Origin of the sequence: Actinoplanes flavus (genome assembly GCF_017592555.1) — a bacterium.
Lineage (GTDB): Bacteria > Actinomycetota > Actinomycetes > Mycobacteriales > Micromonosporaceae > Actinoplanes > Actinoplanes flavus.
Genome location: NZ_JAGFNS010000003.1, coordinates 357,405 through 379,165, shown reverse-complemented (window position 1 = coordinate 379,165; position 21,761 = coordinate 357,405). Strand labels below are relative to the sequence as shown.

The following is a 21,761-nucleotide window of genomic DNA, read 5'->3' as shown; positions in this document are numbered from 1 at the left end:
GCATCCGAAGAAGCCGGGTATCGGGCACGCCGTTGTGCCCGATACCTGGAGCCGGGGGATCAGCGCTTGCTGATCGCCTTGCGGTAGTCGCTGTTGAGGCGGCCGATGAGGCTCAGCGGGATGCCCTTCGGGCAGACCGTGGTGCACTCGCCGGCGTTGGTGCAGCCGCCGAAACCGGCGTCGTCCTGTGCCTGGAGCATGTCGATGACGCGGCTGTCCCGCTCGGGCTGGCCCTGCGGCATCAGACCGAGGTGGGCGATCTTCGCCGCGGTGAAGAGCATCGACGAGCCGTTCGGGCAGGCCGCCACGCAGGCGCCGCAGCCGATGCAGGTGGCCGCCTCGAACGCGGCGTCCGCGTCCTTCTTCGGCACCGGGGTGGCGTGGGCGTCCGGCGCGGTGCCGGTCGGGGCGGTGATGTAACCACCGGCCTGAATGATCTTGTCGAAGGCGCTCCGGTCGACGACCAGGTCCTTGATCACCGGGAAGGCGGCGGCACGCCACGGCTCGACGTCGATCACGTCGCCGTCCTTGAACTTCCGCATGTGCAGCTGGCAGGTGGTGGTGGCCTTCTCCGGGCCGTGCGCCACACCGTTGATGACCATGCTGCACGCGCCGCAGATGCCCTCGCGGCAGTCGTGGTCGAACGCGATCGGGTCGTCACCGTTGAGGATCAGCGTCTCGTTGAGGACGTCGATCATCTCGAGGAACGACGCGTCCGGGGAGATGCCCTTGACGTCGTAGGTGACCATCTTCCCGCCCGCTGTGGGACCGGATTGACGCCACACCCTGACCTTGATGTCCATTACTTGTAGCTCCGCGTGCTCGGGTGGACGTACTCGAAGTTGAGGTCTTCCTTGTGCAGGGTCGGCTTGCCGTCGGCGCCGAAGTACTCCCACGCCGCGGCGTAGCTGAACTCGTCGTCGTGGCGCAGCGCCTCACCGTCCGAGGTCTGGCTCTCGGCCCGGAAGTGACCACCGCAGGACTCGCGGCGGTGCAGCGCGTCGATGCACATGAGCTCGCCGAGCTCGAGGAAGTCGGCCACCCGGCCGGCCTTCTCCAGGTTCTGGTTGAGCTCCTCGCCCTTGCCCGGCACCTTCACCCGGGTCCAGAACTCCTCCTTGAGCGCCCGGATCAGACCGACGGCCTTGGTGAGGCCCTCCTCGGTCCGCTCCATGCCGCAGTACTCCCACATGATCTGGCCGAGCTCGCGGTGGAACGAGTCCACCGTCCGGTCGCCGTCGATCGACAGGAACCTGGCGATCCGGTCCTCGACCTCCTTGCGGGCCTCGACGACCGGGGCGTCCGTCTCGGAGACGGCCGGGAAGGGGCCGGCCGCGAGGTAGTTGCTGATCGTGTTCGGGAGCACGAAGTAGCCGTCGGCCAGGCCCTGCATCAGCGCGGACGCGCCGAGCCGGTTGGCGCCGTGGTCGGAGAAGTTCGCCTCGCCCACCACGAACAGGCCGGGGATCGTCGACTGGAGGTCGTAGTCGACCCAGAGGCCGCCCATCGTGTAGTGCACGGCGGGGTAGATGCGCATCGGCGTCTCGTACGGGTCCTCGCCCGTGATCCGCTCGTACATCTCGAAGAGGTTGCCGTACTTCGCCTCGACGGCCTTGCGGCCCAGCCGCTTGATCGCGTCGGCGAAGTCCAGGTAGACGCCGAGGCCACCGGGGCCGACGCCGCGGCCCTCGTCGCAGACGTTCTTGGCGGCCCGCGACGCGATGTCGCGGGGCACCAGGTTGCCGAACGACGGGTAGATCCGCTCCAGGTAGTAGTCGCGGTCCTCCTCGGCGATCTCCCCGGCGGGCTTCTGGCAGTCCTCGGCCCGCTTCGGCACCCAGACCCGGCCGTCGTTACGCAGCGACTCCGACATCAGGGTCAGCTTCGACTGGTGCGAGCCGGACTCCGGGATGCAGGTCGGGTGGATCTGCGTGTAGCAGGGGTTCGCGAAGAGCGCGCCCTTGCGGTGGGCCCGCCACGACGCCGTGACGTTGCAGCCCTTGGCGTTGGTGGAGAGGAAGAAGACGTTGCCGTAGCCACCGGAGGCGAGCACCACGGCGTCCGCGAACTCGGTGGTGATCTCGCCGGTGACCATGTCCCGCACGACGATGCCGCGGGCCTTGCCGTCGACGATGATCAGCTCGAGCATCTCGTGCCGGGCGTTCATCTCGATGTTGCCGAGGCCGATCTGCCGCTCCATCGCCTGGTAGGCGCCGAGCAGCAGCTGCTGACCCGTCTGGCCCCGGGCGTAGAAGGTCCGGGACACCTGGGTGCCACCGAAGGAGCGGTTGTCGAGCAGGCCGCCGTACTCGCGGGCGAACGGGACGCCCTGGGCCACGCACTGGTCGATGATGTTCACCGACACCTGGGCGAGCCGGTAGACGTTCGACTCGCGGGCCCGGAAGTCGCCGCCCTTGACCGTGTCGTAGAAGAGGCGGTAGACGGAGTCGCCGTCGTTGCGGTAGTTCTTCGCGGCGTTGATGCCACCCTGCGCGGCGATCGAGTGCGCGCGGCGGGGGCTGTCCTGGTAGCAGTACGACTTGACCTTGTAGCCGGCCTCGGCGAGGGTCGCCGCGGCCGAGCCGCCGGCCAGGCCGGTGCCGACCACGATGACCGTCAGCTTGCGGCGGTTCGCCGGGTTGACCAGCTTGGCGGAGAACTTGCGGCGCTCCCAGCGGGTCTCGACCGGCCCGTCCGGGGCGGCCTTGTCGACGACCGGTTCGCCCTCGGCCCAGAATTCGTTAGCAACCATGATCAACCCACCAATCCGGTCAGGACCGCGAAGGGCACCGACAGGTACATCGCGACGAGCACCACCGAGAGGACCAGCGCGACGGCCTGGGCCCGGCGCTCACCCTTGGTGGTCTGCTGGCCCAGCGTGCGGAACGCGCTCCAGATGCCGTGCCGCAGGTGGAAGCCGACGGACACCACCGCGAGGGTGTAGAAGAGGGTCACGTACCAGCGCTCGGGGGCGAAGCCCGCGACGACCCGGGCGGACGGGTCGGAGTCGCCGCCGGCCGGGTTGAACGTGCCGGTCGTCAGGTCGAGGATGTGGTAGATCACGAACAGCACGATGATCACGCCGCCCCAGCGCATGGTGCGCGCGGCGTAGCTGCCCTGGATCTTGGGCCGGTGCGCGTACTTGACCGGCCGGGCCTTCTTGGCGCGGATGGTCAGCACCGTGGCCGCCCAGATGTGCAGGCCGATGCCGGCCAGCAGGCCGATCCGCTGGATCCAGAGGAACCAGCCGTGCGGCAGCAGGGGCGTGCCGAGCTCCCGCAGCCACTCCGCGTAGTGGTCGAAGTCCGTCTCGCCCACGAAGATCTTGAGGTTGCCCGCCGCGTGCGCGAAGAGGAACAGCACCAGCAGCGCGCCGCTGACTGCCATGACCAGTTTGAGGATGACCGACGAGGGCCGGACCGACTTCCGCGGCGTGGGGCGTGCCGTCGCACCCGCCGCGTTGGCCGTCTTCGGAATAGGAGTGTCTACCGCCACGAGTTGGAAGGTAGGAAGTCCCGAACGATTCGTCTAATGCATGCCGGGTCGGCCTACCATAGATATAGGCTATTACTGTGCAGCTGCAACAACTCAGGTACTTCGTAGCGGTGGCGGAGTTTAGACATTTCACCCAAGCGGCGGACGAACTCGGCGTCTCCCAACCTACTTTGAGTAAGCAGATTCACACCCTGGAAATGTCACTCGGAGCCCCCCTTTTCGAGCGGATCCGCGGCGGCGTGACCCTCACCGTGGCCGGCGAGACGCTGCTGCCGCTCGCTCAGCGCATGATCGCGGACGCCGACGCGGCCCGGGACGCGGTCGCCGACATCGTCGGCCTGCGCCGTGGCGAGGTCCGGCTCGGCGCCACCCCCAGCCTCTGCTCCTCCCTGCTCCCGGCCGTGCTGCGCGACTACCGCGCCGAGCACCCCGGCATCCGGCTGCACGTGACCGAGGGCAGCTCCCAGGACCTGATCGCCGAACTGCTCGCCCACACCCTCGACCTGGCCCTGATCGTGCTGCCCGAGCAGGGCGCCGACCCGGCCCTGGAGACCGTCGAGCTGCTCCGGGAGAGCCTCGTGGTGGCCTCGGTCGCCTCCGGGCCGGCGCCCACCGTGGCCCGGCAGCTGGACCTCACCGAGCTGCGGCACACCCCGATGGTGATGTTCCGCGACGGGTACGACATCCGTGACGTGACCCTGCAGGCCTGTGAGCGGGCCGGGTTCACCCCCAAGTTCGCGGTGGAGGGCGGCGAGATGGACGCCGTACTGGCCTTCGTCGAGGCCGGTCTCGGGGTGGCCCTGGTGCCCAGCATGGTGCTCGCCAACCGGCCGCTGCTGCGGGCCACGCCCCTGGCCCCGCCCGGCATGCGGCGGACCATCGCGCTCGCCCAGCGCCGGGCCGCCATCCTGCCGCACGCGGCGGCCGCCCTGCGCGAGGCGGTCATCGAGCACATCGCGGCCGGTGAACTCCCGTTCGGGGTACGCGCTCTGTGATCCACCGTCCACTTCGGGTAGTCAAGTGGGAACCCCGCGTTTAGCATCCGAGTGTGTGGCATGGCGAGTACCGGCATCCCCGGCTGGTCGAGGTCTACGACACCGAGCGCCTGTGGGGCTGGGAGGACGACTTCTTCATGCGGGTGCTCGCCGAGCGCACCGCGCCCCGGGTCCTCGACATGGGCTGCGGGACCGGACGGCTGGCCATCGCGATGGCCGGGGCCGGCCATGAGGTGACCGCCGTCGACCCGGCCCCCGCCGCGCTCGACGCGGCCCGCCGCAAGTCCGGGGCGGCCGGGGTCCGCTGGCTCCAGGGGTCCTTCGAGGACCTGCCGGCCAGGGCGGCGTTCGACGCCGCCTTCATGACCGGCCACGTCGCCGAGCACATCGTCACCGACGAGGACTGGTCCGGGGCGCTGCACCGCCTGCGCGGCTCGCTGGTCGCCGACGGCCGGCTCGTCCTGGACAGCCGTGACCCGTCCGGCCTCCCGTGGCGGGAGTGGGCGCCGGACGACACCCGGCGGGACATCGTGCTGGCCGACGGCTCGGTGGTGCAGGCGTGGAGCGAGGTCGCCTCGACCGACGAGGACGTGGTGTCGGTCCTCCACCACTACCGGTTCGACGACGGGCTGGAGCTGACCAGTTCGGCCGCCCACCGCTTCCGCGACGAGATCCAGCTGCGCGACTCGCTGCGGGCCGCCGGCTTCCGGGTGGATCAGATCTACGGCGGGTGGGGCCGTGAGCCACCCGGGCTCAGCGGGGACGGTGAACTGATAGTGATCGCGATCGCTGAGCCTCGAATGCTGCCGTGATGTGCCGCTTTACCCGCTGAACCATTGCGAGACATGAATCCCGGACTACTATCCGGCACGCATCGGTACCGACCATTACGACGGGGTTGGGTGACATGTCCGACAATGAGTGGCCAAGGGAGTTGCCCCCGCCGAACCACGGCGACTGGGGCGACGAACCTCCGCAGGCTCGCAGCCGCATGTTGCTCTCCGCCGCCCTGGTGATCGTGGTCCTGCTGGTCGCCGGCGGGGTCGCCTGGCAGCTCATGCGCAACGGGTCCGCCCAGCCGGCCACGCAGGCCAGCGCCGCCCCGTTGCCGTCGTCGACCCAACCCAGTGTCACCCCCTGCCCCGACCCGGAGCTGACCGTGGCCGCGGCGCCCGAGATCGAGCCGGTGATCCGGGCCGCGGCCACCACTCTCCACCCGCCCGGGCAGCGCTGCGCGCCGATCCTGGTCCGGGCCGAGGAGCCCGGCGTCACCCTCGCCGCGGTGGACCAGCCGGACGTGTGGGTGCCGTCCAGCAGCGCCTGGCTGCGCATCGCCGAGGAGAACAAGCTCGCCTTCCGCACCTCCGGGGCCACCCTGGCGTACTCGCCGGTCGTGCTGGCCGCGCCCGAGGCGATCGGCAGTCTGTACATCAAGGACGGCAAGACCAGCTGGAACGAGCTGATCGAGGGGGTGGCCGGCGAACGGATCCCGGTGGCCATCATGTCCGACCCGCTGAAGACCAGCACCGGCCTGCTCAGCGTGCACGGCGTGCACGCGGCCACCGCCCTGGCCGCCAAGGACCCCGGCATCGCCCAGCTCCGGGCGCTCACCCTGCGCAGCCGCCTGACCGACGCCGCCGCCGACCCGGGCCGCCTGCTCAGCCGGATGGCCGCGCAGTCCGACACCACCTCCGCGGTCTACGACGTCGGCGTCTTCCCGCTGGTCGAGCAGCAACTCCTCGCCTACCAGAAGGGCGGGCACCGGGTGGCGCTCACCGGTGCGGCGCCCTCCGACGGGATGGTCGAGGCCGACTACCCGTACGCGATCCGCAAGGGCGCCAAGACCGGCCTGGCCGACCGGCTGCGCGCCGCGATCACCAAGCAGGCGCTCACCGAGGCCGGTTTCCGTGCCGAGCCGACGGCCGGTGGCGCCCGCCTGCCCGGCACCGGCAAGGCCCTGCTCGACCCGGCCCGGCAGTGGGCCGGATTCCAGAACCTCGCCTTCCAGGTGCTGCTCCTGATCGACGCCTCCGGTTCGATGAACGAGAAGATCGGCGGCGGTCCGGCCACCAAGGCGTCCCTGCTCCGTGAGTCCGGCGCGAGCGCGGCCCAGCTGTTCAACCGGGACACCACCATCGGTATGTGGTATTTCGGGGCCGGCGCCGCGAACAGTCCGGCGCACACCGAGGAGGTGTCGTTCGGGCCGATCAACGGGGACGCCGGGGGCAAGAAGCGGCGGGACGCCCTGACCGAGAAGATCAAGACGTACCGGCCGCAGTCGAACGCCGGCACGCCGCTCTACCAGACCGTCCTCGACGGTGTCGACGCGATGCGTGACGAGGTGAGGTCCGGCAAGCCCTCGGTCGTGGTGGTGCTCACCGACGGCGCCGACGGCGGGACCAGGTTCGCCATGCCCCAGCAGGAGTTCCAGAGGCGGCTCGCGGCCGGCCGGGACCCGGCCCGGCCGGTCCCGGTGATCGCGGTCGGTTACGGCCCGGACGCGAACATGCCGGCGTTGCAGAGCATGGCCAAGGCCACCGGCGGCCAGGCGATCGCCGCCAAGAACCCGGCCGACCTGGCCTCCGCCATGGCCAAGGCCTTCCTGGCAGCGCGAGCCACCAACTAGCGCGAGACCCGGCTAGACGGCCGGGCCGATCTGATCGGCGACAATCCGGGCGGACAGGGTGACCATCGGCAGCCCACCGCCCGGATGCACCGACCCGCCGACCAGGTACAACCCGTCCACCGGCCCCCGGTTGCCGGGCCGCAGCAGCCCACCCGCGGTTCCGTAGATGGCCCCGCCCGGCGCCCCGGTCGCTTCGGCCAGGTCGGCCGGCGTACGCGTCTCGGCGAACTCCAGCCGCCCGCGCACGTCCAGCCCGCGCCGGGCGAGCACCGCCAGCACGTGATCCGCGTACGCCCCGGCCAGCCCCGGCCGCCGCCAGTCCACAGCGGACCAGCCGGTGCCCTGCCGTGCCGCGTTGACCAGCACGAACCACGCCTCCCGGCCGTCCGGCCGAACCAGCGGATCGTCGGCCCGGGTGACGAACACCGCCGGATCGTCCACCGGCCGCGCCCGCCGCCCGGGCGCCCCGAAGACGGCGTCGAACTCCGCGTCGTAGTCGGCCGGGAAGAACACCGTGTGATGGGCCAGTTCCGGAGTCTCCCCGCGCACGCCGAGCAGCAGCACGAACCCGGCCAGGCTCCGGTCGGCCAGCCCGCGCAACGGTTTCGGCGCGGGCAGCAGATCCCGGTAGAGGGTGGCCGCGTCCACGTTGGAGACCACCACGTCGGCGCGCTGGAACTCACCCGACGCCAGGCGCACCCCGCGCACCCGGTGGTCCGCCTCGATCGCCGTCACCTCGGAGCGCAGCCTCACCCGTACCCCCTGATCGGCGCACCGGGCGTGCAGCGAGTCACCGAGCGTGACCAGACCGCCCGGCAGATACCACCCACCGTGCGTGAGTTCGGCGTAGGGGATCGCGGCGAGCGCCGCGGGCGCGCGGCGGGGATCCGTCCCGGTATAGGTGGCATACCGGTCCAGCAGCATGCGCAACCGCGGATCCCGCAGATGACGCCGGCCCAGCGCCCGCAACGACGACCACGGCGCGATCGCCGCGAGATCACCCACCCGCCAGGAGAGCCGCGCCAGCGACGCGGCACTCACCGGACGCTGCAACACCGACTCCCACGAGGCGTGCCAGATCCGCGCGGCCCGCCGCCAGAACCGGTCCCAGTCCGCGGCCGCCTCCGGGCCCAGCGCCGCGCCGATCCGCTCCAGGAAGACACCGTGATCGGAGGACGAATCGAGCGTCACACCGTCCGGGAAGACGTGCCGCACCACCGGATCCAGCGGTCGCGGCCGCAGATCCAGACCCAGGTCGGCGAACACCTCCGGCAGCGTGAGGAGGCTCGGGCCGGTGTCGAAACGGTAGCCGTCCCGCTCGTGCACACCCAGCTTCCCGCCCGGCCGCGCCGCCCGCTCGTGCACGGTCACCCGATGCCCGGCGGCGGAAAGCCGCAACGCCACGGCCAGCCCGCCGACCCCGGCGCCGATCACCACGATCTCACTCACCGCATCGCCTCCCGCGCGCTCCCCGCATGATCACCCTGAGTGCCGTCTTCGGGTACGCGAAAAGCCGCCCCCCACCGCACACGACCCGTCCCCGGAGCTTCCGCGAGCTGACCGGCGGGTCCGGGCCGTAACGCCCCGCCGGGCGGACCTGCCGGGTCGAGGTCACAGAACACGACCCCGCCAGCTGAGCAGGTTCCGGCGCCGCCGGTGGAACGAGCGGGCGACCAGCCAGCCGAACAGCACGATCGAGAGCGGATGCGCGAACGCGTCCGGGACGGCCCGGCCACCGGTCGCCACCGCGCTGATCACCCGGCCGGTCACCCCGAGCAGGCAGGCCGCCAGAGCGACGTCCCACCAGGGACTCGCCAGGAACAGGACCGGCACGGCGTACAGCAGGAGGAGAAGAACCACGACGGCGGCCGCGCCGAACGCGGAGCCGAACGACGCCCACAGCGATTTGCCGTAACCGTCGGCGAGTTCCCGCCAGGAACCGTACATGTGACAGGTGGCCAGGCGGGAGCCGTCGGCGAGGGCGATCCGGCCGCCGGAGCGTTTCACCGCGCGGGCCAGGCCGATGTCCTCGAGCACGTCGTCGCGGACCGCGGCATGGCCGCCGGCCCGCTGATAGCCGGCGCGATCCAGGACCAGCCACTGACCGCCGGCCGCGGCCAGCGACGGCCGCGGCGAACGCTCCATGCCGCGCAGCGGCAGAAACGTCAGCCAGGACCATTGCAGCAGCGGTTGCACCAGCCGCCCGGCGCCGACGATCTTCGGGTACGGCGAGAGCAGCGTCACCCCGGCACGCCGCAGAAGCCCGGCCGCCCCGGCGATCGCATCCGGTTCCAGGACCACGTCCGCGTCGACGAAGACCAGCACGTCCGCGTCCGCGGCGTCGTCGGCCAGTTGCCGGCAGGCGTTCGGCTTGCCGAGCCAGCCCGCGGGCGGGCCGGTCCCGGTGAGCAGGCGCACCCGCTCGTCCCCGGCGGCGATCCCCCGGACCACGCCGGCGGTGCCGTCGGAGGAGCCGTCGTCGAGAACGTGGATGCTCAGATCCGGGACGCCGCGCTGAGCCAGCAGCGACTCCAGGCAGGGGGCGACCCGCCCGGCCTCGTCGCGCAGCGGCAGCAGGACGGCGACCCGCTCGCCGGTGACCGCGTCCCGGCGCGGGCGGCGCAGCAGCAGCGCGTTGACCACGGTGTGCGCGGTGAGCAGCAGCAACGGCGCCAGCGCGAGCCAGGCGATCATGCGCGCAGCCGGGGCAGCAGCGGAAGGACGAAGGCCCCCATCAGCACGCCACCCCACACCGCGGACGCCGGCAGCCCCAGGAAGACGGCGTGCGCGAGAACCGACGAGAAGTAGGTCCACAACCAGAGCGCCAGCATCGGGCCGTCACCGGGCGTGGCGACGGAAGGGCCGACCGCGAACGACAGCGCCGTCATCAACAGCAGCGCGAACCCGAGCCAGCCCAGGTAGTTGCCGACCGGAACGCCGGGCACACCGGGCAGCGCCGGAACCGGGTCATGCCAGCGCCAGTAACCCTCAGCGACCATCTGCGGATCGAGAAACAGATCCCAGGCCGCCAGACCGCCGGCCGCGACCGCGATCCGGGCCACCCGGCCCTCGGCCACGCGCACCGCCGCGAGCCACGCCGGCCAGGCCATCCAGGTCCAGGCCAGCGGAATGATCAGGGGTACGCCCAGCAGCCTCGGCCCGAGCTGACCGGAATAGTCGTAGGAGCCGAACGGGAAACCCGTCGCCACCCCGACCGCCTCCACCGCGAAACCACCCAGCGCCGCCGTGCCGATGAGCGCGGCCGCGGCCCGCACCCCACGGCTGAGCAGCGCGTGCGTCACCGACAGGAGCACGCCGATCAGCACGGTCGCCACGGTCAGCCCGGCACGGGTGTCACCGGTGGTGAGCGGATACCAGACCTGGGCCAGCACCAGCCCACCGAGCAGGAACCACACCGCTCAACCGCCGGCCTGCCGCTCGACGATCGGGATCTCCCGCCCGAGGATCGCGAACGCCCGCTCGTCCCCCGGGAACAGGAAATGGCGCAGCACGTCACTGAACCCGAACCGCCGGTACAGCCGCCAGGCCCGGGACGTCTGCTCGTCGGCCTCCGGAGTGGACAGCAGCACCGTCGCGCCGTCGGCCATCGCCAGCAGGGCACGCAACTGCCGGGCGCCGATCCCGTGACCCTGCGCCGCCGGGCGGACATGCAACTCGACCACCTCGAAACAGTCGGCCAGCCACCGATGCCGGGCCGGCTCGTCGAGGGCGGACCGGACCTGGTCGTGCCACCACTGGCCGGGAGCGGACGTGTAGCCGTACCCGAACCCGGCGACCCGGCCCTCCGCGGTCAGCGTGGCCACCGCCCGGAACCCGGGCCGCCGCGCGTGCGAGCCGATGTAGCCGCGGCGGGTCTGCAACAGCTCCTTGCGATAGCCCATCGCCTCGCCGTAGACCGCCACCACGTCGTCGAGCCGGCGCAGCAGATCATCCGGCTGCCAAGCAACGAGCCTCATCGCGTCGTCCGCTCCTTCTCGTCAGCGGTCCACCCCAGCACGGTGCGGTCGCCGCTGATGTCCAGCACCGCGAAACGGGCGAACAGCTCCTCCGCATACCACCGGTCGGTGGGAGTGCGGGCGATCACCGCGCGGTGTTCTGGCTGACGGTACGCGAAGGCGGTGAGATCCGCCGCGCCGCGCCACACGCTGACCGTGCCCTGCCAGCCGATCGGCGCCTCACCCACCCCGAAACGGGCCAGCAGCCCCGGCGCCGCCGCCACCTCCCGGGCCACCGCCGGCACCGCCCGCCAGAACCGCAGCGCCCGGGACGGCCGCAACCGGGCCCGGGTCAGCGCCAGCACCATCCCGTCCCAGCGGCCGGCCGGCCCTCCGTGTGGCCCTCCTTGTGGCCCTCCGTGCGGCCCTCCGAGTGGCCCTCCGTGTGGCCCTCCGCGCGGCCGGAACGGGCTCACGCCACCCCACTCACCGCGGCTGACCAGCGGCTCCAGATCCAGCCGCACCCGCTTCACGGCGATCCGATCCCACGTGGGGAACCGGACCGGGTGGTCACTCACGGTGATGGCGGCCCAGCGGGTCAGATCGGTGTCGCCGGGGCCGAAAGTGGAGCCGGTGCCCGTACCCAGGAATCTGCCGAACCGGAGCCCCTCGAGACGGCGGCGGGCTTCGAGATGGCGGCGGGCGAAAGCCATGCGCAGCATGGCGGAGCCGACGGCCTGCCGCGGGACCCGCCAGACGTGCAGGCTGACCAGATCATCGGTCATCGCGCCACGGTACCGCGGCCTCCGCGAGGCTCCCGGTCACGCGACCTCCGCGGGGCTCCCGGCCGTCACGCGGACCAGCTCCGGATAGGTGATCGGAAAGACCGACCGGGGTACGCCGCCGGCCGCCCAGATCACCGGATAACCCTCCAGATCGACGTCGACCAGGGTGCGCACCGGCTTCGGATGGCCCAGCGGGGCGACCCCGCCGATCGCCTGGCCGGTGTGCTCCCGGACGAACTCGGGCGTGGCGCGGCGCAGTTTCGCCACGCCGATCGAGGCGGCCACCTTGGCGGTGTCCACCCGGTGCGCGCCCGAGGTCAGCACCAGCAGCGGCTCACCGTCGGCGTCGAAGATCAGCGAGTTGGCGATCTGGCCGACCGTCACGTCCAGCGCGGCGGCGGCCGCCGCCGCGGTGTGCACCGCCTCGTCGAGGATGACGATGTCGGCCACGTCGGCGCCCGCTTCCCTCAGCGCCTCCCGGACCGCGATGACGTTGGGATGGTTGTGCATCGCCCCATCCTGCCCGACTGTCCGCTTCGATCAGTGGCCCACGGCCTTGGCGCTGGCCTCCCACAAGCGCGCGGCCAGGGCGCTGTCGCGGGCGTGGGCGGCCGGCCGGGTGACGGTGTGGCCCACGTAGTAACCGCCGTCCACCAGCTCCGCCTCGGGCGTGGTGGCCAGCCAGACCAGCAGCTCACCGGCCTTCTCCGGGGTGACCAGGAAGGGCGCGTACTTGTAGAAGAGCCGGGTGACCCGGCCGGTGCCGAAGTTGGTGCGCACCACACCCGGGTGGAAGGACACGCTGAACACCTCCGGCCAGCGGCGGGCCGCCTCGGCGGTGAACAGGATGTTGGCCGCCTTGCTCGCCCCGTAGGCCTGCCACGAGCTGTATTTCCCCGGATCGCCGTCGAGCCGCTCCGGATCGGGACTGCCCTGCATGTGCGCCCGGGACGCGGTGTTCACCACCCGGCCGCCCCGCAACTGCTCCCGCAACAGGCCGGTGAGCAGGAACGGCGCCAGGTGATTGCCCTGGATGGTGGCCTCGAAGCCGTCACCGGTGCGGCGGAACTCCCCGACCATGCCGCCGGCGTTGTTCGCCAGCACGTCGATCCGTGGGTACGCCGCGCGCAGCTGATCGGCCAGCGCACGCACCTCTGCGAGACTCTCGAAGTCGGCCCGGAAGGCGGCCGGCTCCCGGCCCCCGGCCGCCGTCACCCTTTCGACGGCGGTGGCCAGCCGACCGGGATCGCGGCCGACCAGCACCACCTCGTCGCCGCGGGCGGCGAACCGCTCCGCGGCGGCCAGACCCACTCCGGAACTCGCCCCGGTCACCACGATCGTCGCCATGCCGCCATGGTAGTCACGAAGCCGTCGATCATCCGTTCGAAAAAGCCGGTGGCACGAGCCGCGAAGGTTGCCATTTTGTCGGAGGGGGGTGTTAGTCTCTGCGGTAGTTAGAACGGATGTTCGAAAGGGTGTTCGTTCGGCTCCGGGATCGTGTTTCGCGGCACGTGTCCCGGGTGCGGTGGCCCGCGAAGCGCCGCACACCCTGGTCCGGGCATTCGCGGGTCCGGGCCTCAAGGCAGGCCGTCGCCCGCCACCCCCGACCCCCGGTGGTGGGCGACGGACCCGCCGGCGGTGCCGGCCGGGTGTGGTGTGGGGAAGCTTCACACCCGGCCGGCTTGCCGCCGGGCGGCCCGGACGGGCCGCCCGCCGGGGCTCCGGCTGCCCATTTCGGAGCTCCGGTTCCCGGCACGGCATGCTGCGTCTTCCTCCGCAGCGATCGGTTCGACCCACCACGTCGGATGCGAAACAGGCGAGGAGATACGACGATGGCGAGCACCACGGCCCCCGGCCTCACGGCGGCTCCCGGTCCGGCGAGCGCCGGCGCGGCCCCCCGGGCGGATTCGCCCACGGTCCCGGCTCACATGCTGCCGCACCGCACACCGTCCCAGCTGCTGTCGCTCGCGCGGGCGGGCTTGATCGAGGCGGCGCACACCACCCCTGACGGGCTGCGCTACGCGGCGGCGCATCTGGCCGCCCTGCGCGCGGCCGCCGCCCTGCTCGCCGCCCGGGCCCGGCCATCCGCGCCCGGCCGCCGCAGCCGGGCGACCAGTGTCTGGTCCCTGCTGGTTCTGGTGGCGCCCGAGTTCAGCGACTGGGCCGGCTATTTCGCGCTCGGCGCCGGCAAGCGCGCGGCGGCCGAGGCCGGCATCCCTCATGTCGTGAGCGCCCGCGAGGCCGACGACCTGGTGCGCGCCGCCGAGCAGTTCGTCACCGTGGCGGAGTCCGCGCTCGGGCTGACATACCAGCCACCCTTGGCCGCGTGACCGCCCGCTCGCCGTCCCGGATCGCTCGTCCGCCGTCGTGGATCGCTCGTCCGCCGTCCCGGATCGGCCGCCTGCCGTCGTGGATCGCTCGTCCGCCGTTGCGGATCGGCCGTCTGCTATTGCGGGCCGCTCGTCCGCCGTTGCGGATCGCTCGTCCGCCGTCGCGGGCCGCTCGTCTGCCGTTGCGGATCGGCCGTCCCCTCGGCCGCGCGCCGGCCGCCCGGCCCGGGTAGCCCGGCTCAGCGGCAGCCCGGCCGGGTGCGGCCCGCCTCACCGGGTGTGGGTTCGTGAGGGCGTCGACAGCTGGTCCGCACTGGCTCAAGCCCTGACGGACCGGGTCCCGCGTCGCGGCGGTCTGGGACTCGATGATCCGGCTATCCGCGGTCCTGGGTCCGGTGGTCCTGGGATCGGCGGTCCGGTTCTCTGCGGCCCGAGGTTTTGGGCCCGGTTTTCCGTGGCCCCGCGCTTCGGCGGCTCGGTTCTTCCGCGGCTCTGGGTTTGGCGGCACGGGTTTCGGTAGGTGCGATTTTGGTGGCCCGGATGCCAGCAGGCCTAGTGCCGCAGCTCGGATCCCGGCAGCTCGGGTCTCGGGCTACGGCGGGACCGGGCTTTACCGGCCGGGCTGTGTGGACCGGATCTCGGCAGGTCGGGATGAGCCGGACTTCGACGGGCGACGGCTTGGCGGGCAGGAGCTGCCTTGACAGGTCAGATCTCGGTGGGCCGGATTTCGCGGGCCGGGCTTGGCGGGCCGGGGCGTTGGTGGGCCGGGCCTTGGTCCGAGTGGCCCGGGCTTGGCGGTCGGGTTTGGCGGTTGGGCCTTGGTCCGAGGGGTGGGGTTTGGCGGGCTGGTTGACGGGTCGGGTTTGGCGGTCGGGCTTTGGTCCGAGTGGCCGGGCTTGGCAGGCGGCTTGGTCCGAGTGGCTGGGCTTGGCGGTCGGGTTTGGCGGTTGGGCCTTGGCCCGAGGGGTGGGTTTGGCAGGCCGGGCTTGGTGGGCCGGGCTTGGTGGGCCGGGCTTGGTGGGCCGGGCTTGGTAGGTCGGGCCTTGGCCCGAGTAGCCGGGTTCGGCGGTTGCGCGGCGGCGGTGGCCGGTGAGCAGTGAATTGACGGGGATTGTGCGATAGAGCGGGGCATGACGTGGCAGGGCGCATGATCAATGGTGCGGCCGCCCTCGCGGAACTGGTGCGGACGGCGACCGGGACCGGTGAACCGGGGGTGCACCGGCTGCTGCCGGTGGCACCCGAGTTGAGTGGGCTGTTGCCGGGGCACGGGCTACGGCGGGGGAGCACGGTGGCCGTCGCCGCCGGGCGCAGCGTGTCCGCCGGTGGCCGGACCTCGCTGATGCTGGCGTTGCTTGCCGCCGCCTCGCGGAACGGCTCCTGGTGCGCGGTGGTCGGAGTACCCGCGCTGGGCGCGCTCGCCGCCGCGGAGAGCGGCATCGTGCTGGAACGGCTCGCGCTGGTGCCCGACCCGGGGCCGGACTGGCCCACCGTGGTGGCCGCGCTGATCGACGGCGTGGACGTGGTGGTCGCGGCGGTTCCCGGGCCGGTGCCGGCGTCCGTCACCAGCCGGCTGGCCGCGCGGGCCCGGCAGCGGGGAAGCGTGCTGGTGCCGTTCGGTGAGTGGTCCGGCGCCGACGTGACCCTCGAAGTCGGCAAGGGCCGCTGGGAGGGTCTCGGATCCGGCCGGGGGCGGCTGCGCCGTCGAGAGGTCACCGTCGTGTCCCGCGGGCGGGGCGCGGCCACCCGGCCCCGGGAGATCACCATGTGGATGCCGGGCGTCACGGTCCGGGACACCATCCTGCCACCCCCACCATCCGTAGCGCCCCCGTCACCCGTGTCGCCTCGGCCGTCCGTAGCGCCCCCGTCACCCGTGTCGCCTCGGCCGTCCGTGTCGCCCCCGTCACCCGTGTCGCCTCGGCCGTCCGTGTCGTCCTTGGCTGGGCCGTCGTCCGGGTCGTCGTCTGGGGGGGCCCTGACCGGGGCGGTCTCGTCCTTTGTGGCGGGGTCGGGTTCGGCGTTGCCTTCGTCGGGCCGGGTGACTCCGTCTTCGGTGGTCCGGCGGGTTTCGGGTTCGGTACCGCTTCTGCTGTGTCCTCCGGGTTCTCCGGCCGAGGCGGGGGCGGACCTGACGTGTGCGCTGGTGAGGGGCTAGTGGAGGCGGCTGTTCGTACCCTGCTGGTCTGGTGTCCGGACTGGCCGGTGGTGGCCGCGGAGATCGTGGCGGGGGTGCCAGCGGCCGAGCCGGTCGCGGTGATGTTCGGGAACCGGGTGCTGGCCTGTTCCGAGGCGGCCCGGCGGGAAGGTGTGCGGCGGGGGCTCCGGCGGCGGGAGGCGCAGGGACGCTGCCCGCAACTGGTGGTCGTGGAGCACGATCCGGGGCGGGACGCGCGGGCGTTCGAGCCGGTGGTGGTCGCGATCGAAGGTGTGGTGGCCGGGGTCGAGGTGATCCGGCCGGGGGCCTGTGCGGTCGCCGCCCGGGGGCCGGCCCGCTACTTCGGCGGGGAGGAGACGGCCGCTGAGCGGATCGTCGAGCAGGTCGCCCTGGAGTGCGCGGTGGAGTGCCAGATCGGGCTCGCCGACGGGGTGTTCGCGGCCGGGATCGCGGCGCGGACGGGACGGATCGTCGAGGCGGGAGGTAGCCGGGACTTTCTGTCCGGCGTACCGATCGAGGCTCTTGAAGAGCCGGAGCTGACCGACCTGCTGAAGCGGCTCGGGGTCAAGACGCTCGGCGATTTCGCGGCGTTGCCGGCGGGGGACGTGCTGACCCGGTTCGGGTTCTCCGGGGCCCTGGCGCACCGGCTCGCCTCCGGGGGCGATCATCGGCCGCTCGCGGTGCGCCGGCCACCGGCCGATCTGACCGTGGAGGAGACCTACGACGAGCCGCTCGCCCGGGTGGACGTGGCGGCCTTCGCGGGGCGGGCGCTGGCCGAACGCCTGCACGAGAGGCTGGCCGCGCACGGGCTGGCGTGTACCCGGCTCGGTGTGGAGGCAGTCACCGCGGACGGTCAGGAGCTGTTCCGGGTGTGGCGGCACGACGGTCTGCTCGGGGCCGCCGCCATCGCCGAACGGGTGCGATGGCAGTTGGACGGCTGGCTCACCGGCGCGCGGCGCGGAAGGACGGCACAGCCCACCGCGGGACTGGTGCGGTTGCGGCTGGTTCCGGACGGGGTGCTGGCTCATGTCGGACTGCAACCGGGGCTCTGGGGTGAGACCGGAGCGGAACGGGACCGTGCGCACCGGGCGTTCAGCCGGGTTCAGGGTCTGCTCGGCCCGGAAGCGGTGGTCACGCCGGTGCTGAGTGGCGGCCGGTCGGCGGACGACCGGGTGCGGCTGGTGCCCTGGGGCGACGAACGGGAACCGGAACGGCCGGTCGCCGAGCAGGCCGAGCCGATTCCCGGCATCGAGACGGTTCCGGTTCTGGAGAGGGCGGTGGCTCCGCCGTTGCGGCTGGTCGCACCGATTCCGGCCGGCGACGAGGGGGAGGGGGCCGGGGTGGAGCGGCGCGCCTCCCATCTGAGGTTGGTGGGCGGGCTCCGGGCCGAGCCTTCCAACGGGGTCGAGACGTTCGGCGTGGTGCGGCCTGAGACGACCGGGGACGGGGGCGGGACGGCCGGGTTCGCGATGGTCGAGGTGAGGGCCGGTCGGCCCCGGCGTGCCGGGCGGAAACCGGCCGCCCTGCCGCCGTGGCCCGGGCGGCTGCCGCGGCCTTCGCCGGCCGTGGTGCTGGAGCATCCGCTGCCGGCCGTGGTCGCCGACGCGGAGGGCCGGGCGGTCGGGGTGAGCGCGCGGCTCGAGTTGACCGGCACTCCCGCGACGTTGACGGTGGGCCGGCGGGAGCCGGTGGCGATCACCGGCTGGGCCGGGCCGTGGCCGGTGGACGAGCGCTGGTGGGCGGCGGGCGAGTCGCGGCGGCGGGCCCGGTTCCAGATGGTGCTCGCGGACGGGCGCGCGTTGCTGCTGACCCTCGCAGGCGGCCACTGGATGGTCGAGGCCGTCTATGACTGAGCAGGAGTTTCGATGAGCTTCCACAACCCGGACGTGCCCTGGTGGCGGCTGGAGAGGGCGCTGTCCGGAAAGAGCGGCCCGGCGGCGGAGGCGGACGGGGAGAGCGGCCCGGCGGCGGAGGGGGACGGGGAGAGCGGCCCGGCAGCGGAGGCGGACGGGGAGAGCGGCCCGGCAGCGGAGGCGGACGGGGAGAGCGGCCTGGCGGCGGAGGCGGAGCCGGAAGGGAAGGGTGGGCGGCGGGCGCTGTGGGCGATTCCCGCGCAGCAGGTGGTGGATCCGCTGATCGTGGACGGCGACGGCGGCGATTCGCCGGCCTGGAGCCGGAAGCGGGAGCCCTACCGCCCGGCGCCGGGACTGGTCCGGGCCGAGGGGACGGTCGACTACGCCGAACTGCACTGTCACACCAACTTCAGTTTCCTGGACGGCGCCAGCCACCCGGAGGAGCTGGCCGAGGAGGCGGCCCGGCTCGGCCTGACCGGCCTGGCGGTCACCGATCACGACGGCTTCTACGGTGTGGTCCGCTTCTCGCAGGCGGCCCGCGAACTGGGCCTGCCCACGATCTTCGGGGCCGAGTTGTCGCTGGGCCTGTCCCGGCCGCAGAACGGCGAGGCGGATCCGGAGGGCACGCACCTGCTGGCTCTCGCGCACGGCCACGAGGGGTATGCCCGGCTGGCCCGGGTGATCTCCGAGGCGCAGCTGCGCGGCGGGGAGAAGGGCCGCCCCGACTACGGCGACCTGGAGCGGGTCGCCGAGACCCTGCGGGATCACGTGCTGGTGCTGACCGGCTGCCGGAAGGGGACGGTGCCGTCGGCGCTGGCCACCGGGGGCATGGAGCGGGCGGCGTACGAGCTGGACCGTCTGGTGTCCCTGTTCGGCGCGCCGAACGTGGCCGTGGAGTTGACCGACCACGGCGACCCGATCGACGGCGACCGCAACGACGCCCTGTTCGAGCTGGCCCGCAGTCGTCGCCTGGAGGTGGTGGCGACGAACAACGTGCACTACGCGACCCCGTCGCGCCGCCGGCTGGCGACCGCCCTGGCCGCGGTCCGGGCCCGGCGCAGCCTGGACGAGATGGACGGCTGGCTGCCCGCGGCCGGCACCGCCCATCTGCGCAGCGGCGCCGAGATGGCCCGCCGGTTCGGCGGCTATCCGGGCGCGCTGGAGAACGCCGCGGTCTACGGCGGTGATCTGGCGTTCGACCTGGACCTGGTGGCGCCCCGGCTGCCGGACTACCCGGTGGGTGACGGGCACACCGAGATGAGCTGGCTGCGGAAGCTGACGATGGAGGGCGCGGCTGAGCGTTACGGCCCACCGTCGGCGAACCCGAAGGCCTATCAGCAGATCGAGTACGAGCTCCGCATGATCGAGGAGCTCGGTTTCCCCGGCTACTTCCTGGTCGTCTACGACATCGTCCGGTTCTGCCGGGAGAAGCGGATCTACTGCCAGGGCCGGGGTTCGGCGGCCAACTCGGCGGTCTGCTACGCGCTCTGGATCACGAATGTCGACGCGGTGCGCTACAACCTGCTCTTCGAACGGTTCCTCGCCCCGGAGCGGGACGGCCCACCGGACATCGACGTCGACATCGAGTCGGACCGGCGGGAGGAGGTGATCCAGCACGTCTACGAGAAGTACGGCCGGGAGCACACCGCCCAGGTGGCGAACGTGATCTCCTACCGGCCCCGGTCGGCGGTCCGGGACATGGCCCGTGCGTTCGGTTTCTCGCCGGGCCAGCAGGACGCCTGGAGCAAGCAGATCGACCGTTGGGGCGATGTGGCCGCCACCGACACCGACATGCCGGAGATGGTGCGCGACTTCGCCAACGAGGTGCAAACCTTCCCCCGTCATCTGGGCATCCATTCGGGCGGCATGGTGATCTGTGACCGGCCGATCATCGAGGTCTGCCCGGTCGAGTGGGGCCGCATGCCGGGCCGCACCGTCCTGCAATGGGACAAGGACGACTGCGCCGCCGTCGATCTGGTCAAGTTCGACCTGCTCGGGCTCGGGATGCTGTCGGCGCTGCACTACGCGTACGACATGATCGAGGACGAGCTGGACATCGGGACGATGCCGCTGGACGACGCCGAGGTCTACGAGATGCTCTGCCGGGCCGACTCGGTCGGGGTGTTCCAGGTGGAGAGCCGTGCCCAGATGGCCACGCTGCCCCGTCTCAAGCCACGGGAGTTCTACGACCTGGTCATCGAGGTGGCGCTGATCCGCCCGGGGCCCATCCAGGGCGGCTCCGTCCACCCGTACATCCGCCGGAAGAACGGCCTGGAGGCGCCTCGCGTGCCGCATCCCCTGATGAAGAACGCGCTGGCCAAGACTCTCGGTGTGCCGCTTTTCCAGGAGCAGTTGATGCAGTTGGCGATCGACGTCGCCGGCTTCGACCCGTCGGAGGCCGATCAGTTGCGGCGGGCGATGGGCTCGAAACGGTCGATCGAGAAGATGGAGAGGATCAAAAAGCGACTGTACGACGGGATGGCCGCCAACCAGATCACCGGACAGCTGGCCGACGACCTGTTCGTGAAGCTCTCCGCGTTCGCCAGTTACGGCTTCCCGGAGAGTCACGCCATGAGCTTCGCCTACCTGGTCTACGCGAGCGCCTGGCTGAAGCGGTACCACCCGGCGGCGTTCTGCGCGGCCCTGCTCAACGCGCAGCCGATGGGCTTCTACTCGCCGCAGACGCTGGTCGACGACGCGCGCCGGCACGGGGTCGAGGTGCGCCGGCCGGACATCAACCGCAGTGATGCCATGGCGACGCTGGAGACCACGCCGGAGAGCCGGTGGAGATCCGCGGCCGGGGAGCCACCGCACGCCTGGGGGATCGGTGGCCCGGCCGTCCGTCAGGGCCTTTCCAGCATTCGTACGATCGGTGCCGACCTCGCCGAGCGGATCGAGCAGGAACGCCGTACCCATGGTCCTTATCGGTCAATGACGGATCTCGCCCGGCGTACCGGATGCTCCACCGCCCACCTGGAGGCTCTCGCCACGGCCGACGCGTTCGCGGGTTTCGGGCTCTCGCGCCGGGAGGCGCTGTGGGCCGCGGGGGCGGCCGCGCAGGACAAGCCGGACCGTCTGCCGGGCACGGTGACCGGCACCGAGGCGCCGGTGCTGCCCGGTATGAGCGACGTGGACATCCTGGTCGCGGACGTGTGGGCGACCGGCCTGTCACCGGAGACGCATCCGGCCCGTTTTCTGCGCGAGGAGCTGGACCGGGCCGGGGCGCTGCCGATCGAGCGGCTCGCCGCGGTGGAGGCGGGCACCCGGATCCGGGTCGGCGGGATCGTCACTCACCGGCAGCGTCCGGCCACCGCGGGCGGGGTGACTTTCGTGAACCTGGAGGACGAGACCGGGATGCTGAACGTGACCTGCTCGCCGGGTCTGTGGCAGCGCTACCGGAAGGTGGCCCGGATGAGTGCGGCGCTGCTGGTGCGCGGCCGGCTGGAGAAGGTGGAGGGGGTGCTCAACCTGGTGGCGGACCGGCTCGACGCGATCAGCCCACCGGTGACACCCGCGTCCCGCGATTTCCGGTGATTCGTGCATTTTGGGGTATATGGTGCTTCGGGAAA

The 21,761-nt window shown here is 72.2% G+C and carries 16 protein-coding genes and 1 pseudogene; 7 read left to right on the top strand and 10 right to left on the bottom strand.

Features of this window, described 5'->3' with window-relative positions; translation table 11 throughout:
• Positions 1–59: 59 nt before the first annotated feature.
• From J5X75_RS06985 to J5X75_RS06975, 3 genes are read right to left on the bottom strand one after another with little or no spacing between them, the layout of a single operon-like run.
• Positions 60–803 (bottom strand): succinate dehydrogenase/fumarate reductase iron-sulfur subunit, encoded by a 744-nt coding sequence (locus J5X75_RS06985; protein WP_208466444.1) that lies wholly within the window; start codon positions 801–803, stop codon positions 60–62.
• Positions 803–2,752: a fumarate reductase/succinate dehydrogenase flavoprotein subunit gene (locus tag J5X75_RS06980; RefSeq protein ID WP_208466443.1), complete on the bottom strand. Its 1,950-nt coding sequence runs from the start codon at positions 2,750–2,752 to the stop codon at positions 803–805. The genes J5X75_RS06985 and J5X75_RS06980 overlap by 1 nt, the downstream gene beginning before the upstream one ends.
• A 2-nt stretch (positions 2,753–2,754) precedes the next feature.
• The gene (locus tag J5X75_RS06975; protein ID WP_307797965.1) at positions 2,755–3,402 is read right to left on the bottom strand and encodes a succinate dehydrogenase cytochrome b subunit; all 648 of its coding nucleotides are present in this window, start codon (positions 3,400–3,402) and stop codon (positions 2,755–2,757) included.
• 164 nt (positions 3,403–3,566) lie between these two features.
• Between J5X75_RS06975 and J5X75_RS06970 the strand changes: the two genes are divergently transcribed.
• The 3 genes from J5X75_RS06970 to J5X75_RS06960 all read left to right on the top strand — a co-directional run bounded on the left by J5X75_RS06970 (position 3,567) and on the right by J5X75_RS06960 (position 7,116).
• Positions 3,567–4,490 carry a LysR family transcriptional regulator gene (locus J5X75_RS06970; RefSeq protein ID WP_208466513.1) on the top strand — a complete coding sequence of 308 codons (924 nt, stop codon included), beginning with the start codon at positions 3,567–3,569 and terminating at the stop codon, positions 4,488–4,490.
• A gap of 53 nt (positions 4,491–4,543) precedes the next feature.
• Positions 4,544–5,302, top strand: coding sequence for a class I SAM-dependent methyltransferase (locus J5X75_RS06965; RefSeq protein WP_208466441.1), 759 nt, complete (start codon positions 4,544–4,546; stop codon positions 5,300–5,302).
• 179 nt (positions 5,303–5,481) lie between these two features.
• Positions 5,482–7,116, top strand: coding sequence for a substrate-binding domain-containing protein (locus J5X75_RS06960; protein WP_238487410.1), 1,635 nt, complete (start codon positions 5,482–5,484; stop codon positions 7,114–7,116).
• Positions 7,117–7,128: 12 nt separating this feature from the next.
• On the opposite strand, the gene J5X75_RS06955 is transcribed toward J5X75_RS06960, so the two are convergent.
• From J5X75_RS06955 to J5X75_RS06925, 7 genes are all read right to left on the bottom strand, one after another.
• Positions 7,129–8,565, bottom strand: coding sequence for a phytoene desaturase family protein (locus J5X75_RS06955; protein ID WP_208466439.1), 1,437 nt, complete (start codon positions 8,563–8,565; stop codon positions 7,129–7,131).
• A 162-nt stretch (positions 8,566–8,727) separates the two neighbouring features.
• A complete protein-coding gene (locus J5X75_RS06950; protein WP_208466438.1) occupies positions 8,728–9,810 on the bottom strand; it encodes a glycosyltransferase family 2 protein in 1,083 nt (360 codons plus the stop codon).
• Positions 9,807–10,532 (bottom strand): carotenoid biosynthesis protein, encoded by a 726-nt coding sequence (locus tag J5X75_RS06945; RefSeq protein WP_208466437.1) that lies wholly within the window; start codon positions 10,530–10,532, stop codon positions 9,807–9,809. Before J5X75_RS06945 ends, J5X75_RS06950 begins: the two co-directional genes overlap by 4 nt.
• Before the next feature lie 3 nt (positions 10,533–10,535).
• Complete coding sequence (locus J5X75_RS06940) at positions 10,536–11,093, bottom strand: GNAT family N-acetyltransferase (protein WP_208466436.1); 558 nt, start codon at positions 11,091–11,093, stop codon at positions 10,536–10,538.
• Positions 11,090–11,857, bottom strand: a complete 768-nt coding sequence (locus J5X75_RS06935) for a monooxygenase (protein WP_208466435.1) — start codon at positions 11,855–11,857, stop codon at positions 11,090–11,092. Before J5X75_RS06935 ends, J5X75_RS06940 begins: the two co-directional genes overlap by 4 nt.
• A gap of 36 nt (positions 11,858–11,893) precedes the next feature.
• Positions 11,894–12,367 carry a YbaK/EbsC family protein gene (locus tag J5X75_RS06930; protein ID WP_208466434.1) on the bottom strand — a complete coding sequence of 158 codons (474 nt, stop codon included), beginning with the start codon at positions 12,365–12,367 and terminating at the stop codon, positions 11,894–11,896.
• A 30-nt stretch (positions 12,368–12,397) separates the two neighbouring features.
• Positions 12,398–13,204 carry an SDR family NAD(P)-dependent oxidoreductase gene (locus tag J5X75_RS06925; protein ID WP_208466433.1) on the bottom strand — a complete coding sequence of 269 codons (807 nt, stop codon included), beginning with the start codon at positions 13,202–13,204 and terminating at the stop codon, positions 12,398–12,400.
• Between the two features lie 581 nt (positions 13,205–13,785).
• Here J5X75_RS06925 and J5X75_RS06920 point away from each other — a divergent pair.
• The 4 genes and pseudogenes from J5X75_RS06920 to J5X75_RS06905 all read left to right on the top strand — a co-directional run bounded on the left by J5X75_RS06920 (position 13,786) and on the right by J5X75_RS06905 (position 21,726).
• Positions 13,786–14,187, top strand: a complete 402-nt coding sequence (locus J5X75_RS06920) for an SAV_6107 family HEPN domain-containing protein (RefSeq protein ID WP_372450851.1) — start codon at positions 13,786–13,788, stop codon at positions 14,185–14,187.
• Positions 14,188–15,322: 1,135 nt separating this feature from the next.
• Positions 15,323–16,072: pseudogene (gene imuA' / locus J5X75_RS44005) on the top strand (DnaE2-dependent mutagenesis accessory factor ImuA'); the annotation flags it as partial.
• Positions 16,073–16,338: 266 nt separating this feature from the next.
• Positions 16,339–18,192 (top strand): DNA polymerase Y family protein, encoded by a 1,854-nt coding sequence (locus tag J5X75_RS06910; RefSeq protein WP_208466431.1) that lies wholly within the window; start codon positions 16,339–16,341, stop codon positions 18,190–18,192.
• Positions 18,193–18,204: 12 nt separating this feature from the next.
• Positions 18,205–21,726: an error-prone DNA polymerase gene (locus J5X75_RS06905; RefSeq protein ID WP_238487408.1), complete on the top strand. Its 3,522-nt coding sequence runs from the start codon at positions 18,205–18,207 to the stop codon at positions 21,724–21,726.
• The last annotated feature ends 35 nt before the right edge of the window (positions 21,727–21,761 follow it).